At 28.8% G+C, this 16,567-nt stretch carries 18 protein-coding genes; 11 read left to right on the forward strand and 7 right to left on the reverse strand.

Going from position 1 to position 16,567, the window contains the following annotated elements; genetic code table 11:
• Positions 1-5 precede the first annotated feature (5 nt).
• Positions 6-929, forward strand: coding sequence for a type IX secretion system membrane protein PorP/SprF (locus MHL31_RS13455; protein ID WP_240226467.1), 924 nt, complete (start codon positions 6-8; stop codon positions 927-929).
• Between the two features lie 20 nt (positions 930-949).
• A complete protein-coding gene (locus tag MHL31_RS13460) occupies positions 950-2,866 on the forward strand; it encodes an OmpA family protein (protein ID WP_240226468.1) in 1,917 nt (638 codons plus the stop codon).
• A 100-nt stretch (positions 2,867-2,966) separates the two neighbouring features.
• Here MHL31_RS13460 and MHL31_RS13465 read toward each other — a convergent pair whose 3' ends face one another.
• The 6 genes from MHL31_RS13465 to MHL31_RS13490 all read right to left on the reverse strand — a co-directional run bounded on the left by MHL31_RS13465 (position 2,967) and on the right by MHL31_RS13490 (position 8,539).
• Entirely contained in the window at positions 2,967-3,140 is a 174-nt protein-coding gene (locus MHL31_RS13465) for a hypothetical protein (RefSeq protein ID WP_240226469.1), read from the reverse strand.
• A 58-nt stretch (positions 3,141-3,198) separates the two neighbouring features.
• On the reverse strand, positions 3,199-3,702 hold the full coding sequence (locus MHL31_RS13470) for a CAP domain-containing protein (protein ID WP_240226470.1): 504 nt from the start codon (positions 3,700-3,702) through the stop codon (positions 3,199-3,201).
• 384 nt (positions 3,703-4,086) lie between these two features.
• Positions 4,087-6,117: a M3 family metallopeptidase gene (locus tag MHL31_RS13475; RefSeq protein ID WP_240226471.1), complete on the reverse strand. Its 2,031-nt coding sequence runs from the start codon at positions 6,115-6,117 to the stop codon at positions 4,087-4,089.
• A 303-nt stretch (positions 6,118-6,420) separates the two neighbouring features.
• Complete coding sequence (gene purE / locus MHL31_RS13480) at positions 6,421-6,912, reverse strand: 5-(carboxyamino)imidazole ribonucleotide mutase (protein ID WP_240226472.1); 492 nt, start codon at positions 6,910-6,912, stop codon at positions 6,421-6,423.
• A gap of 7 nt (positions 6,913-6,919) precedes the next feature.
• Positions 6,920-8,065 carry a 5-(carboxyamino)imidazole ribonucleotide synthase gene (locus MHL31_RS13485; protein WP_240226473.1) on the reverse strand — a complete coding sequence of 382 codons (1,146 nt, stop codon included), beginning with the start codon at positions 8,063-8,065 and terminating at the stop codon, positions 6,920-6,922.
• Between the two features lie 57 nt (positions 8,066-8,122).
• Complete coding sequence (locus tag MHL31_RS13490) at positions 8,123-8,539, reverse strand: phosphoribosylaminoimidazole carboxylase (protein WP_240226474.1); 417 nt, start codon at positions 8,537-8,539, stop codon at positions 8,123-8,125.
• Between the two features lie 120 nt (positions 8,540-8,659).
• Between MHL31_RS13490 and greA the strand changes: the two genes are divergently transcribed.
• Both greA and MHL31_RS13500 read left to right on the forward strand, forming a co-directional pair.
• On the forward strand, positions 8,660-9,133 hold the full coding sequence (gene greA, locus MHL31_RS13495) for a transcription elongation factor GreA (RefSeq protein WP_240226475.1): 474 nt from the start codon (positions 8,660-8,662) through the stop codon (positions 9,131-9,133).
• Between the two features lie 88 nt (positions 9,134-9,221).
• Positions 9,222-9,611, forward strand: coding sequence for an HIT family protein (locus tag MHL31_RS13500; RefSeq protein WP_240226476.1), 390 nt, complete (start codon positions 9,222-9,224; stop codon positions 9,609-9,611).
• A 2-nt stretch (positions 9,612-9,613) separates the two neighbouring features.
• Here the strand turns inward: MHL31_RS13500 and MHL31_RS13505 are convergent, their stop codons facing one another.
• Complete coding sequence (locus tag MHL31_RS13505; RefSeq protein ID WP_240226477.1) at positions 9,614-10,762, reverse strand: PAS domain-containing sensor histidine kinase; 1,149 nt, start codon at positions 10,760-10,762, stop codon at positions 9,614-9,616.
• 223 nt (positions 10,763-10,985) lie between these two features.
• Between MHL31_RS13505 and MHL31_RS13510 the strand changes: the two genes are divergently transcribed.
• The 7 genes from MHL31_RS13510 to rlmN all read left to right on the forward strand — a co-directional run bounded on the left by MHL31_RS13510 (position 10,986) and on the right by rlmN (position 16,564).
• Positions 10,986-11,357, forward strand: coding sequence for a DUF3127 domain-containing protein (locus MHL31_RS13510; RefSeq protein WP_240226478.1), 372 nt, complete (start codon positions 10,986-10,988; stop codon positions 11,355-11,357).
• A gap of 181 nt (positions 11,358-11,538) precedes the next feature.
• Positions 11,539-12,171: a leucyl/phenylalanyl-tRNA--protein transferase gene (aat, locus tag MHL31_RS13515; protein ID WP_240226479.1), complete on the forward strand. Its 633-nt coding sequence runs from the start codon at positions 11,539-11,541 to the stop codon at positions 12,169-12,171.
• 56 nt (positions 12,172-12,227) lie between these two features.
• Complete coding sequence (locus tag MHL31_RS13520; RefSeq protein WP_240226480.1) at positions 12,228-12,554, forward strand: nucleotide pyrophosphohydrolase; 327 nt, start codon at positions 12,228-12,230, stop codon at positions 12,552-12,554.
• A gap of 1 nt (position 12,555) precedes the next feature.
• Complete coding sequence (locus MHL31_RS13525; RefSeq protein ID WP_240226481.1) at positions 12,556-12,795, forward strand: hypothetical protein; 240 nt, start codon at positions 12,556-12,558, stop codon at positions 12,793-12,795.
• A gap of 205 nt (positions 12,796-13,000) precedes the next feature.
• The gene (locus MHL31_RS13530; RefSeq protein ID WP_240226482.1) at positions 13,001-14,218 is read left to right on the forward strand and encodes a 3-phosphoshikimate 1-carboxyvinyltransferase; all 1,218 of its coding nucleotides are present in this window, start codon (positions 13,001-13,003) and stop codon (positions 14,216-14,218) included.
• Between the two features lie 174 nt (positions 14,219-14,392).
• Positions 14,393-15,442, forward strand: coding sequence for a tRNA preQ1(34) S-adenosylmethionine ribosyltransferase-isomerase QueA (queA, locus tag MHL31_RS13535; RefSeq protein ID WP_240226483.1), 1,050 nt, complete (start codon positions 14,393-14,395; stop codon positions 15,440-15,442).
• Between the two features lie 81 nt (positions 15,443-15,523).
• Positions 15,524-16,564 (forward strand): 23S rRNA (adenine(2503)-C(2))-methyltransferase RlmN, encoded by a 1,041-nt coding sequence (rlmN, locus tag MHL31_RS13540; protein WP_240226484.1) that lies wholly within the window; start codon positions 15,524-15,526, stop codon positions 16,562-16,564.
• The last annotated feature ends 3 nt before the right edge of the window (positions 16,565-16,567 follow it).

The following is a 16,567-nucleotide window of genomic DNA, read 5'->3' on the forward strand; positions in this document are numbered from 1 at the left end:
AATCTATGAAACGTATAATTATACTTACAGTAATGTTGATTTTAGGATTAGAATATTCTAATGCGCAACAGTTGCCACAGTTTACTCAATATATGTACAATACAATTGCTATCAACCCAGCCTATGCAGGTAGTAGAGATGCATTAAGTATTGTAGGTTTAAATAGAAATCAGTGGGCTGGTTTTGATGGAGGACCACAAACACAAACATTATCTATTCATTCTCCTTTAAGAAATGAACAAGTTGGTTTAGGTTTGTCTGTTATAAATGATAAATCAGGTTATGAAAACTTTACTTATATGTATGCAGATTTTTCATATACTATTAAAGCAAGTGAAGAAATTGATTTAAGTTTTGGTTTAAAAGCAGGGATGACTTACTATAAATTAGCAGAAGAATTATACAATGCAACCGAAGTTAATCAAGATCCTTATTTTAATGATAAGTTAAATAGATGGAATTCAAACTTTGGAGCAGGTGTATTATTGCATTCTAATAAATGGTACGCAGGTTTATCAATACCAAAATTAATAAATCACGATTTAAATAACGATACAGAATATGCAGCTTTAGAAAGAGTTCATTATTATGCAATTGGAGGTTATGTTTTTGATTTAAATGAAAATTTAAAATTAAAGCCTTCTTTTATGTTTAAATATACTAAAGGAGCTCCAATTTCTACAGATTTAACAGCTAACTTTTTATTTAACGAAAAGTTCTGGTTGGGAGGTTCTTATAGATTTAATGGAGATCAAAAAGCAATAGGAGCACTTGTTGATTTTCAAGTTACAAATCAATTTAGAGTCGGGTATACATATGAAATACCTACAGGTGAAATTAGACCTTATACTTCAGGATCACATGAGATTTTGTTGATGTATGAATTTAAATTTTTGAAAAGAAAACAAAAATCTCCAAGATATTTTTAATCCAATAAACGATGAGAATTATGAAAAATATAAGTATTTTATTTGTTGCTTTAGTTTTAATAAGTACATCAGTATTTGGACAAACAGCAAAACAAAAAAGAGCAGAAAGAGAGTTTAATAATTTTTCGTTTGTAAAAGCAATTGGTACATATGAAAAATTAATAGATACAAGTTTTAATAAGCATTATGCAATGCGACAACTTGGAGACGCTTACGTTATGTTGCGTGAGCCAGAAAAAGCATTAGAAATTTACAAAGAAGTTGTAAAACAAGAAAATGTACCTTCTGAATATTATTTATATTATGCACAAACCTTACGTGCAAATGGAAAGTATGAAGCTTCTAAAAAGTGGATGAAAAAATTTAAAGAAGCCGGAAATGAAGAAGATTCTAGAGTAAAACGTTTCTTTAAAAATGATGATTTAGCAAGCGCTATATTTAATACCTTAGAAAAAAACACACTCCAAAAATTACCAATTAATACTGAGTTTAATGAGTTTGGAGCCGTTGAATTAAATAATGAAATAATATTTAGTTCATCAAGAAATGAAGGTGTTTCTATTAAAAGGTTGTACGCTTGGGATAAACAACCAATGTTAGATTTATATAGTGTTTCTAAAGATGAAGCTTCTGTTGAAGCAACATCTAAAGTAGCAGGAAGTGTAAATACAATTCATCATGATGGTCCAGCAACTTTTAATAGTGATGGTACAAAAATGTATTTTTCTCGAAATAACTATTATGAGTCAAAAAAGATAAACGATGCTCAAGGGATTATGCATGTTGGAATTTTTAGTGCAAATTTAATTGATGGGGAATGGGAAAATATTCAACCTTCAAATTTAAATAACCCTAATTATATAGTTTATCATCCGTCATTAAGTAAAGATGGAAAAAAACTATACTTTGCATCAGATATGCCAGGTGGTTTTGGAGGTACAGATATTTATGTTAGTACAATACTAGAAGATGGTACATTAGATATTCCAGTTAATTTAGGAGCTATAATAAATACTGAAGGAAATGAAGCTTTTCCATTTATTAGTGAAGATGGAACATTGTATTTTTCATCTGAAGGACATGTAGGCTTGGGTTTAATGGATGTTTTTGCATCAGTTAAAGATGATAATAACAAAATTGTTAATGTTATAAATTTAGGAGAGCCAATTAATAGTAAAAAAGATGATATTGCCTATTATTTAGCAAAAGACGGTTTTAGTGGTTATGTATCATCTAATAGAAAAGGTGGTGCTGGAGGAGATGATATTTATGCTTTTACAAGAATACCACCTTTAACTTTAAAAGGCACGGTTTATGATGCTGTTAATAATGAGCCTTTAGCTGGCGCAAAAATTGTGTTAACAAGAGAAAACGGTGAAGAATTAGCTTATTTTATAACTGAAGAAGATGGTGCTTATGAACACCTAATTCCTAGAGATGAAAAATTTGTGTTAAAAGGATCTAAAGAAAAATACCAAGATGTAAGTAAAAACTTTAATTCATATGGTTTAGAAAAAGCAAAAGAATTGATAGTAGATTTAAATATTGCTATGAAACCAATAGAAGATGTTGTAGTTTTGGCGGATCTTGAAACTATTTATTTTGATTTGGATAAATATAATATTAGACCAGATGCAGCTATTGAATTAAATAAGGTTGTTGATTTAATGAATAAATATCCAGGTATGGTGATTAGGTTAGAATCTCACACCGATAGTAGAGCAAATGACGCTTATAATATGATATTATCTAATAATAGAGCTAAATCTACGTATGAGTATATTATCTCTAAAGGTATAGATGCTTCTAGAATTACAAAGTATGAAGGTTTTGGAGAAACTCAATTAGTTAATAAATGTGCTAATAATGTAAAATGTTCTGAAGAGGAACATCAAATGAATAGAAGAACAGAGTTTATAATTATAAAAATGAAGTAATTATAAATATAAAATAGCAGTCGTTAAATAAGTTTACTTGATTATACTACCGTTGTGGGGACGACAATTTTCTCAAGGAATTATTTGCGGCTGCTTCTTTTTATAACATACTTTTAAAAGTTGTTATAGTTTCATCTTTATTATTTTTAAAGCTGAAATTTGGAGTTAAAGTGTTAATAGATATTTTATCATTAACGCTTTTATTTTTTAATGAACTTTTTACTATTTTTAAAATAGGCTCTTTTTTATTGATATTTAAACTTGTTGCATTCATTTTAAGTAGTAATTAGTTATTATTAAAAAATAGATGTTGTGGGGTTTTTAAATCGTTTTTATTTTTTTATAAAAATATGTGTAAAATAGTTTCTGCCATTATCATCAGATTTTGTTGAAATACCAAAATGAGTGGTGTCAGGGTTTTCTATATTCTTTCTATGTTCAGTGCTATTAAGCCAACCATTAACAACCGCTTTGGCTGTACTATAACCATAAGCAACATTTTCTGATACAAACTTGGCTCCAGCATTAGTTATCAAATTTTCTGCCCTAACGTTAAAGTTTGCATGGCTAACTTCTCCATTAGTAATCATAAAAGTTGTATGAGTATCTGCTTCAGTTGATATAATATTTAGAACTTTAAGTGTAGATAAGTTATTTTCTTCTCTGTATTCATTAATTAAATCTAAAATTTCAGTTTCCATTTCCGAGTAAGCTACTGTAGTAGCTGTTTCTTCAACTTTACTATTTGTTTCAAATAAATTGACATCCTCATCTGCGGATGAACAAGAACATAATAATGATAAAGATAGTATTAGGATTGCATATAGGGGTTTCATTTTTAGGGGTTTAAGTCGGGGTTGATTTATTCATTTTAAATAAAAAACAACGGCAAAAAATATCCTAACAGAATAAACTTGCTGTTGTTTTTTAACTTTTAGGGGTTATTTAATTTAAAAAAATTCATGATTAATTATTGGGGTTATGAATTGTTTACTATGCAAATGTAGTTCTATTTATAATATAAAACAATATAAATTACCATTTACACTAAAAAACATACCATTTGTATGATTTTACATACGTTTTATATGGTAAATCACTACTTAAGTAGGGGGAATTACTACTTTTTTAAGTAAAAAAAAGTGTATTCTGATTTAAAAAGAATATAAAAAAAGGGTAAACCTATTAAAAATTTACCCTTTTTTAGAATTAATATATACTTATTTAAGTAATCCAGCCCTTTTTAATAAAGCAGAATTATCCGGTTTTTTTCCTCTAAAAAGTTCATATAATTTTATAGGTTTTTTTGTGCCTCCTTTTTCTAAAATATGAACTTTAAATTTATTTGCTGTTTCTTTATCGAAAATTCCTTTTTCTATAAATAGTGCAAAAGCATCTGCATCTAAAACTTCTGCCCATTTGTATGAATAATAGCCAGAGGAATAGCCTCCCTGAAAAATGTGTGAAAATGAAGTGCTCATACAGTTTTCATTTACATCAGGAAAAAGTTGAGTGCCTTTGAAAGCTTCTAGTTCAAATTTTTTCACATCATTTATAGTTGAAGGGTCTTTACTGTGCCACTCCATGTCTAAAATACCAAAGCTTAATTGTCGTAAAGTTTGAGAACCTTCTAAAAAGTTAGAAGATTTTTTAATTTTTTCGATCAATTCCATTGGAATTAATTCATTGGTTTTATAATGTTTTGAAAATAAGTTGAGTGCTTCTTTTTGGAAACACCAATTTTCAAGTAGTTGACTTGGAAGTTCTACAAAGTCCCAGAAAACATTAGTTCCAGATAAGCTTGGATAGGTAGTGTTAGCTAACATACCATGTAAAGCATGTCCAAATTCGTGAAATAAAGTAGTAACTTCATTAAAAGTTAATAAAGATGGTTTTGTTTCTGTTGGCTTTGTAAAGTTGCAAACTATTGAAATGTGTGGTCTAGAGTTTTCATTATCTTTTTTCCATTGACTTTTAAAGGAGGTCATCCAAGCACCATTTCGCTTTCCTTTTCTTGGGAAAAAATCTGCATATAAAATGGCAATATAATTATTTGATGTATCCGTAACTTTAAATGTTTTTACATCTTCGTGGTATTTGTCTATTGTAAATATTTCTTCAAAATTTAAATCATACAATTTATTTGAAATTTGAAAAACACCTTCAATAACGTTTTCTAATTTAAAAAAGGGTTTTAGTTTTTCTTCTTCTAAATCAAAAAGTTCTTTTTTTAATTTTTCTGAATAATAAGCGCTGTCCCATTTTTCCAGTTTTTCGACACCATCTTTTTTGGCAATCTCAGTAAGTTGTTTAAATTCTTTATTTGCAGCAGGTTTTGCTTTTTCTAATAAATCATTTAAAAAAGTTAGTACTGTTTGTGGCGTTTCAGCCATTCGTTCTTCTAATACAAAATCGGCATGCGATTTGTAGCCTAATAAAACAGCTCTTTTATGTCTTAAGGTGGCAATATCTAAAACAATTTGTTGATTGTCGTTTTTATTATTTCTAAAAGCTTTTGCTCCAAAAGCAATAGCCATTTTTTTTCTTAGGTTTCGATTAGCTGAATAAGTTAAAAAAGGAACATAACTTGGGTAATCTAAAGTAAATATCCAACCATTTTTATTTTTTTGTTTTGCGGTTAATTCAGCAGCTTCAATTACACCTTCAGGTAAACCGTTTAATTGTTCTTTTTCTGTTAAGTGCAATTCAAAATCATGAGTTTCAGCCAATACATTTTCGCCAAATTTTAATTTTAATTGAGAAAGTTTGGTGTCTATTTTTCTTAATTCAATTTTTTGTTCCTCATTTAAATTAGCACCGTTTCTTACAAAACTTTTATAATTTTTTGTAAGTAAAGTGTTTTGTTCTTCGGTAAGGTTTAAATTTTCTTTGTTATCATAAATAACTTTAATTTTATTGAATAATTTTTGATTTAAAGTAATATCATTAGAAAATTCTGAAAGTAAAGGAGATACTTCTTGAGCTATTTGTTGAATTTCACCCGAAGTTTCAGCAGAGTTTAAATTAAAAAAAATGCTTGAAATTCTATCTAAGGTTTGTCCACTATATTCTAGTGCTTCAATAGTGTTTTTAAAAGACGGTGTTTCTGGATTTTGTACAATTTGATCTATTTCACCTTTTGTTAAAGAAATTCCTTCAATAAATGCAGGTTTAAAATGTTCAACTTTAATTAATGAAAATGGAGCTGTATTATAGGGCTTATTAAAGGTTTCCAATAATGGATTCGTCATAATTTTCAGTTTTATAGATTTTGGTGCAATTTATAATATTTGTTTGTTTTATTCGAATTGAATTAAGGTATGTTTATTGCTAAAAAAGTATTTTAAAATACATATATACTATACTATTATTGCTGTAAAAAGCGTTATTAATGTATGTTAATTGTAGAAATAATATTTTTAAATTAATTTGAAATTTAAAAAAATATAAAAATGAAAAATAAAAGCAATAAATTAGTTATTAATACAATGGTTCCAAAGTTTAGTTATAAAAATAAAAAAGGAGTTGTTGTTATACCTAAAATAGGTATTTTGTTATAGTTTATCTTTAATGTTTTCAGAAGCTTTGATTACTTTGCTTTTTAAATTTTCTTTATAAAGTACTATTTTATCAAGTATAGTTTTATTTGAGCTTCCAATAATTTGAGCAGCTAATATACCTGCATTTTGTGCGCCGTCTAATGCAACTGTGGCAACAGGAACTCCACCAGGCATTTGAAGTATTGATAATACAGAATCCCATCCATCAATAGAGTTTCTAGATTTTACAGGAACTCCAATAATAGGTAATGGACTCATAGAAGCAACCATTCCAGGTAAATGTGCAGCACCTCCAGCACCAGCAATTATTACTGAGATTCCTCTTTTGTGAGCATTTTTTGCGTAATCAAATAATTTTTCAGGAGTTCTATGTGCTGAAACAATATCAACTTCCGTTTCAATATCAAAACTTTTTAAAATATCAATTGCTTGTTGCATAATTGGAAGATCAGAATCACTTCCCATTATTATTCCTACTTTACTCATAATTTTTCTATTTACTAATTACTCTTATTGTGTTTTTTACTTTTTCAGCTATTTTATGAGCTTCATCCAGATCTGTATTTACAACAGTAACATGCCCCATTTTTCTAAAAGGTCTAGTTTGTTTTTTCCCATAAATATGTGGTGTTACACCATCCATTTTTAGAATTTCTTCCATATTTTCATAAACTACATCACCAGAAAAACCTTCTTCGCCAACTAAATTCACCATAATTCCTGCTACTTTACTTTCAGTGTTTCCTAAAGGAAGGTTTAAAATGCTTCTTACGTGTTGTTCAAACTGACTTGTATAGGAAGCTTCAATACTATAATGCCCGCTGTTATGTGTTCTTGGAGCGACTTCATTTACAAGTATTTCATCATTTTCAGTTTGAAATAACTCAACAGCTAACAAGCCAATATGTTTAAAAGATTCAGCAACTTTTAAAGCAATATTTCTAGCTTTATCCGCAACTTCATTAGAAATTCTTGCCGGACAAATAACATATTCTACCTGATTTGCTTCTGGATGAAATTCCATTTCTACTACTGGGTATGTTTTTATTTCTCCACGTTTATTTCTGGCAACTATAACAGCTAGTTCATTTTTAAACGGAATTAATTCCTCTACAATACAATCAGTATCTGGTAAAATGTTTAAATCTTGTTCGTTTTTTACAATTTTAACACCCGTTCCATCATATCCAAATTGAGCAGATTTCCATACAAAAGGAAATTGTAAGGTCTCTTTTTTTAGTTCTTCTAAAGTAGAAAACCGTTTGTGTGGTGAAGTTGGGATGTTATTTTTTACAAAAAAATCTTTCTGTTTTCCTTTGTGTTGAATTATTTGTAAAACATTAGGTTGTGGATATATGTTTAAACCTTCTGCTTCTAATTTTAAGAGTGCTTCGGTATTAACATGTTCAATTTCAATAGTTAGTAAGTCTACTTTTTTACCAAAATTGTAAACAGTATCAAAATCTAATAAGTCTCCTTGATGAAATTCGTTACAAATTTGTGCACAAGGAGCATCTTTTGCCCCGTCTAAAATAGCTGTATAAATATCGAATTTATGCGTTTCTGTTAACAGCATTTTTCCTAACTGACCACCGCCTAAAACGCCTAATTTAAAATTTGATGAGAAATAATTTTTCACTTTTTTATGCTTTCAGACAAAAATAGTAATCTGATTTAATTTAAAAGCTATCTATAGTTAAAAGTTTGTAATATTTAAAGATGAGCCGCTTTGAGTAACTTTATACTCCCTGGCAAAATGGATATTTCCTTCTGTTTGAGGAGAGCCATCATAAATGCTATATTCACTATCGTCGCAAGGGCATTTTAATTTTAAACTACCATCAAACTCCATAGGGCTATTACAATCGTAATTAGGGCAGGCTAACTCAAATGCTTTATAGGGTGGACTTCCAATACCAATGTTTTGAATAATAATACCTTGTATTCCGCCAGTATTATATGCCCAGCCGCCTGGAGCTTGTAGTTCTATATATTGTGGAAGGTTTAAATTTACGGTTACACTAAAACTGTATTCAGGTAAAATATCATTTGTTTCATTTTTCTCACATGAAATAAATAATAGTACTAAAAACAATAGAGATAATTTTCTCATAATTTTAAGTTACGTTTATGGTTAAACGTGCGCAATTTACAAATATTTCGTATATTTGTTTTAAATCTCATTCTGATCTTTCAGTTGTGAGATTTTTTGTATTTAATAAAATGATAAGTTATGAGTAAAATTTCGTATTATTCTGAAGAAGGAATGAGAAATCTAAAGAAAGATTTAGAGTATTTAGAAACTGTAGAACGTCCAAGAGTGAGTAATGACATTGCTGAAGCAAGAGATAAAGGAGATTTAAGCGAAAATGCCGAATATCATGCTGCAAAAGAAGAACAATCTCTTTTGGAGTTAAAAATAGCGAAGCTAAAAGAAGTTATTTCAAATGCAAGAATTATTGATGAATCTAAATTAGACACTTCTAAAATATTAATCCATTCTAAAGTAAAATTAAAGAATACCGCTAATGGTATGGAGTTTAATTATACCTTAGTTGCAGATTCTGAAACAAATATAAAAGAAGGTAAATTATCGGTAAATTCTCCTATAGGAAAAGGATTACTTGGTAAAAAAGTAGGTGAAACGGCCGAAATTCAAGTGCCAAATGGAATGTTGACTTTTGAAGTCTTAGAAATTTCGAGGTAGTAAATTAGTTGAAAAAATTAAATTTTTTAAAACCCTTTTCAATTGTCAAATTGAGAAGGGTTTCTTATTTTTGATTAAAATTTATTGTATGAGTTCTATATTCACAAAAATAATAAATGGAGAAATTCCATCGTATAAAATTGCAGAAAATGAAGATTTTTATGTCTTTTTAGATATCAATCCAAATGCAAAAGGGCATACCTTAGTGGTGCCTAAAAAAGAGGTAAGTAAATTGTTTGATTTAGAAGAGACACTTTATAATAAATTGTTTAGTTATTCTAGAGAAATAGCTTTAGCAATTGAAAAAGCCATTCCGTGTGAGCGTGTTGGATTAGCTGTAGTAGGATTAGAAGTTCCACATGTACATGTACATTTAATTCCTTTACAAAAAATGGAAGACATTCAATTTATTAAAAAAGTTAAAATGAGTTCTGAAGAATTTGAACATACTGCAAAAGCAATAGCGGATAATTTATAAAGCTATTTTTTTAAAACCACTATAAAGGTAGTACCTTTTTTTAATTCAGATTTTAATACAGCTATTTTGCCATTATGGTAATCTTCTATTATGCGTTTTGCTAAAGATAATCCAAGTCCCCAGCCACGTTTTTTAGTTGTAAATCCAGGTGAAAATATTTTTTGTTGAAGGTGTTTTGGAATACCTTTTCCAGTATCTGTAATTTTGATTATTACATTTTTAGCGTCTTCTGTTATTAAAAGGTGTATTTTACCTTTCCCTTCCATAGAATCAATCGCATTTTTAACGAGGTTTTCAATAACCCAGCTAAAAAGTTGCAGATTAATTGCTACTAGAATTTCAGGGTTAATACTTTTAAAATTAAAAACAACCTGTTTAGAACTTCTAGATTTTAAGTAGTTAAAGGCAGAACTTGTAGCTTCAACAATATTATGTTTTTTTAATATAGGAATTGAGCCTATTTTAGAAAATCGTTCTGCAATTGTATTAAGTCTATTAACATCATTTTCAATTTCTTTTACAATGGTTTCATCGGTTTTTTCGAGTTTTAAAATTTCAATCCAACCCAATAAAGAAGATAATGGTGTACCAATTTGATGTGCAGTTTCTCTAGCCATACCAGTCCAAAGTTTATTTTGATCAGCAATTTTATTTGACTTAAAAAACAGGTAAATTACACTTGCAAATAAAAATAAGATTAGAATTAATGCAATAGGGTAGTATTTTAATTTAGTTAATAAATCGGAATCTCTATAATATATTAGTTGTTTTGTATTTCCTTTTTTATGACTTACAGTTACAGGTGTATTTTGACCTTTCATTAAAGCCAATTGTTTTTTTAAATAAGTAGGTTTTTTTATTTTAATGGAATCTAAATTAGCCCATAGTGTAATACTGTCTTTTTCGTTGGTAATAATCATTGGAATATTATTATTTTTTCCAATAATTTTATCTTCTAAAGAAAAATCAGCATTCAAATCATATGCGCTGAATCGTTCGTACGCACCAGCCAAAATTTCCATTTTAGCGCGTTCTTCATTTTTAAATTTTTGAAAAAAATCATAAGTATTCCATAATATAAGCGTTACAATAATAAATGATGTTATTATTACAACCCAACGTATTATTTGTACATTTTTGTGTGAAGCCATTATTCAAATATAGAATATATGTTATATATAACTTAAAAAATAAAACCTTATTATTTAAGTTTAATTTTTTAGGCATTATTTTTTTGATGTTAATAAGTTTACAAAATAACATAAGTGATATTTTGGTTTTGATGTTGTAAAAAAATTACATTTGTGAAATCTATTTTAGAGAAAAAATGTAAGATTTGGTGTGTTAAACGCCTTTAATGAAAAAATTTGAAACATGGAAGTTACTGGAAAAATTAAATTAATAAACGATGAGCAAACGTTTGGTGCAAGTGGTTTTAGAAAAAGAGAGATGGTTGTTACTACAAGTGAACAATATCCACAAATGTTGCTAATTGAATTTGTTCAAGATAAATGTGATTTGTTAAATAGTTATAAAGTAGGACAAGACGTAAAAGTATCTATAAATTTACGCGGAAGAGAATGGATAAACCCAGAAGGTGTTGCTAAATATTTTAATGCAATTCAAGGCTGGAGAATAGAACCATTACAAGAAGAGGGAGCACAAGGAGCTGCACCAGCACCATTAGATAATTTAGAGACAACCTCTAAAGTTGATGATAATGAACCAGATGACTTACCTTTTTAAAGGGAGTATAAATATTTTAAAACTGTCTAAAAAGTTTTAAAATGCATCCTGCTAAACTTGTTTTAGCATTTCAATATCTAATTCTAAATTAGATTGAGAAACTATATTAAATGTAGGTTGATGTGTTTTTATTTTTTAGACAGTTTTTTTTGTTTCTGTATTTTTGTTAAAAAATTTGTAAATGTATCTACTTTCAAAAGATTTAGTTTTTCCACCAGTACATTTAGCTAATAAAGATGGGATACTAGCAGTAGGAGGCGACTTATCTTTAGAGCGTTTGTTGTTAGCTTATAAAAGTGGAATTTTCCCTTGGTACAATCCTGGAGAGCCCATTATTTGGTACAGTCCAAAAGAGCGAATGGTGTTGTTTCCAAAAGATTTAAAAGTTTCTAAAAGTATGAGACAGCTTATTAAAAAAGATATGTTTAAAGTTACTTTTAATCAAAATTTTGAAGCGGTAATTTCAAATTGTAAAACCATTGAAAGAGAGGGGCAAGGTGGAACTTGGATTACCGATGAAATGCAAGAAGCTTATATAAATCTTCATAAGCAAGGTATTGCAAAATCGGTAGAAGTATGGCTTGGAGAGGAATTAGTTGGTGGTTTGTATGGTGTTGATTTGGGCTCTGTTTTTTGTGGAGAAAGCATGTTTAGTAAAGTAAGTAATACTTCAAAATTAGCGTTTATTTATTTAGTTCAAAAACTGGAGAAAGAAAAATATAAATTAATAGACTGTCAGGTTTATAATCCGCATTTAGAAAGTTTAGGAGCTGATGAAATTTCTAGAGAAGAATTTTTGAAGTATTTAAAATAGATAGTTATTTTAAGAACTTCATTACCTTTGTTTGATCTTTAATAAAATATTACATAATGGATATAAAAAATGCACAAAAAGCTGTTGATAGTTGGATAAAGGAACATGGTGTTCGTTATTTTAATGAATTAACAAATATGGCTCAGTTAACAGAAGAAGTTGGTGAAGTGGCTCGTATTATTGCTCGTAGATACGGGGAGCAAAGTGAAAAGGAAAGTGATAAAAACAAAGATTTAGGAGAAGAATTAGCTGATGTTGTTTTTGTGGTATTATGTTTAGCCAACCAAACAGGAATTGATTTACAAGCAGCGTTTGATAAAAAAATGGATATTAAAACAGAGCGAGATCACGATCGTCATCATAATAATAAAAAATTAAAGTAATATGAATCAATATAAAAATGCAACCTTTTTAGATTTAACACTAAGGTTTGGTGCTGGTTTTTTAGTGTTATTTTCAATAGTAAAAATTGGCTTAAAAATATTTAGAGCAGGAGGTTTTAATGAAATGGTTGCAGCATATTTTGGGCCTGAAAATTGGTATGTTTTTGTAGGTCAGCTATTATTAGGTTCTTTATTTTATGGGCTTTTTATGGCTGGTTATTATAAATTTATTAAAAAGTGATGTTGTTTTACATCAACCTGAATTAATTTTAGTCCTATTAAATCAATTATGTAATTACCAGGTTAGTAAGTAAATTTATATAATTTTGGAGATTTACAACACTAAATTTGGAAACTATTGTTTGAGGTTTAACTTTGTGGCTGAAATAAAAAATTAAAGTACTTGCTAGTACATGGTATTATTAATATAGTATAAATTATAATTTATGGAATTGTTGAAAATTGATAAACTAAATAATATTGTTTTCGAAGATATTCAAATTACAGGGTCTAAAAGCGAAACCAATAGATTACTGGTTTTACAACAATTTTATCCAAATTTAAACATCGAAAACATTTCAAACTCAGACGATTCTAAACTAATGCAAAAAGCATTAGCCAGCTCTTCAAACGAAATTAATATTGGACACGCAGGTACTGCTATGCGATTTTTAACATCGTATTTTTCGGTAAAAGAAAATTCTGAAATAGTGCTAACAGGTTCGCATAGAATGAGAAACAGGCCTATTAAAATTTTAGTAGATGCATTAACTTCTTTGGGGGCAAAAATAGAGTACGTAGAAAAAGAAGGTTATCCGCCATTAAAAATTACTGGGAAAAAAATAACTAAAAGTTTTGTTGAAATTGATGGAAATGTTAGCAGTCAATATATAACATCCTTACTTTTAATAGCTCCAACTTTAAAAAATGGATTACAATTAAAATTTAAAGGAGAAATAACTTCGGTTCCATATATTAAAATGACATTAGCGTTGTTGGCTGAATTGGGAGTTGAACTATCTTGGGATGATGATTCCATAACTATTAAACCTAAATCAAGTATTTCACCAAAAACAATAGTTGTTGAGTCAGATTGGAGTTCGGCTTCTTATTATTATAGTTTATGTGCTTTAAATCCTAATTCTAAAATAGCATTATCTTCATATAAAAAAAATAGTCTCCAAGGCGATTCTGTTTTAACTGAAATTTATAAAAATTTTGGAGTTGAAACTATTTTTGAAGGAAATTCTATAATTCTTTCTAATCAACAGCAAGAAATTAAAAATAAAAAACCACTAAATTTAAATTTAATAGGAGCTCCAGATATTGCACAAACAATAGCAGTTACTTGTTTTGGTTTAGGGTTAGAATGTTTTTTAACAGGACTTCATACATTAAAAATTAAAGAAACCGATAGGTTGGTAGCTTTAAAAGTTGAGATTGAAAAATTAGGAGGGGAAGTAGTAATAACAAATGAAACTTTACATTTAAAACCAGCTACTAAGTATAATGAAAATATTGCAGTAGCTACTTACAATGATCATAGAATGGCTATGGCTTTTGCACCTTTAGCGTTAAAGGTTCCGCTTCAAATTGAAGACCCAAATGTGGTGTCAAAATCGTATCCAACTTTTTGGGACGATTTTAAAAAGTGCACTTTATAATATATTTAATATTCTCAATAACAAAGTTTTATTGCAAATCACTTGACAAGGCCTATGCCGATGTTGTATATTTGCGTTCATTCAATAAAATAAGAGTTTTTGTAGGTTGCTTAAATTAGAGAGTTTAGCTGCTATTTTACACTTTTATAATACTAAAAAAAATAAAAATCACATATGAAATTATCACATTTTAAATTTGAATTACCAGAAAATTTATTAGCTGAATACCCTGCAGAACATAGAGATGAATCGCGTTTAATGGTGTTAAATAGAAAAGAAAAAACTATTGAGCATAAACAATTTAAAGATTTAATCAATTATTTTGATGAAGGAGATTTAATGATTTTAAATAATACCAAGGTTTTTCCAGCTCGTATGTATGGTGAAAAAGAAAAAACTGGTGCAAGAATTGAAGTGTTTTTATTAAGAGAATTAAATGCCGAAAGTAGATTGTGGGATGTTTTAGTTGACCCAGCTAGAAAAATAAGAATTGGAAACAAATTATTTTTTGGAGATGATGAAAGTTTAGTTGCCGAAGTTATTGATAATACAACCTCTAGAGGAAGAACTTTACGCTTTTTATATGATGGTTCTTACGAAGAATTTAGAAAAAAATTAGAAGAATTAGGAGAAACTCCATTGCCAAAATTTATTAAAAGAGAAGTAACTCCAGAAGATGAAGAGCGTTACCAAACTATTTATGCAAAACACGAAGGTGCAGTTGCTGCTCCAACAGCAGGTTTACACTTTTCAAAACATTTAATGAAAAGATTAGAAATTAAAGGTATAGATTTTGCTGAAATCACATTACACGTTGGTTTGGGAACTTTTAGTCCTGTAGAAGTTGAAGATTTATCAAAACATAAAATGGACTCTGAACAAGCAATAGTTTCTGATGAAACAGTAGCTATTGTAAATAAAGCAATTGATTCTAAAAGAAGAGTTTGTGCAGTCGGTACAACTGTTATGAGAGCAATTGAAAGTTCTGTATCTTCAAATAGTCGCTTAAATGCGTTTAATGGATGGACTAATAAATTTATTTTTCCTCCATACGATTTTAGTATAGCAAATTGTATGATTACAAATTTCCATACTCCAAAATCTACATTAATGATGCAAGCTGCAGCTTTTGCTGGGTATGATTTTTTAATGGAAGCTTATGAAGAAGCAGTAAAAGAAGGTTATAAATTTTATTCGTATGGAGATGCGATGTTAATTATATAAATTATATAATTTTTTAAAAGGTTTAATTGTCTAAGAAGTGTTACTTTTTAGACAATTTCTTTTCTAAATCAAAACTAAAAAATGAGTACAAAAAAAGACATACGCGCATTAACCAAAACCGAATTACGAGATTTTTTTATTGAAAATAATGAAAAAGCTTTTAGAGGAAATCAGGTTTATGAATGGTTGTGGAGTAAAAGTGCGCATTCTTTTGAAGAAATGACCAATATTTCAAAAGAAACACGACACATGCTTGAAACTCATTTTGTAATTAATCATATAGAAGTTGATGATATGCAGCGTAGTTCCGACGGAACTGTAAAAAATGCTGTGCGTTTGCACGATGGCTTAGTGGTAGAATCTGTTTTAATTCCTGCAGGAAGTAGAACCACTGCTTGTGTGTCTAGTCAAGTAGGCTGTAGTTTAGATTGTAATTTTTGTGCAACTGCACGCTTAAAGAAAATGCGAAATTTAAACCCAGACGAAATTTTCGATCAAGTTGCAGCAATAAACCAAGAAAGTTTGTTGTATTACAACCATAAATTATCAAACATTGTTTTTATGGGAATGGGTGAACCTTTAATGAATTATAACAATGTATTAAAATCTATAGAAAAAATTACTTCAGAAGAAGGCTTAGGAATGTCTCCAAAAAGAATTACAGTTTCAACTTCTGGAGTTCCTAAAATGATAAAAAAATTAGCAGATGATGAGGTTAAATTTAATTTAGCTGTTTCGTTACATTCTGCAATTGATGAAGTTAGATCAAGAATAATGCCTTTTAGTAAAGCATTTCCATTAGTAGATCTAAAAGAATCTTTAGAATACTGGTATGCAAAAACCAATAGTAGAGTAACCTACGAATATGTTGTTTGGGAAGGAATTAACGATACTAAAGAAGCTATAAGTGCCTTAGTAAAGTTTTGTAAATATGTGCCTTGTAAAGTTAATTTAATTGAATATAATCCAATTGATGATGGCGAATTCCAACAAGCAAGACCTCAAGCAATAGATGATTATATTAGTATTTTAGAAATGAATGATATAATTGTAAATGTTAGAAGAAGTAGAGGTAAGGATATTGATGCAGCTTGTGGTCAATTGGCAAATAAAAAAAGCTAAATA

Origin of the sequence: Lutibacter sp. A80 (genome assembly GCF_022429645.1) — a bacterium.
Taxonomy (GTDB): Bacteria; Bacteroidota; Bacteroidia; order Flavobacteriales; family Flavobacteriaceae; genus Lutibacter.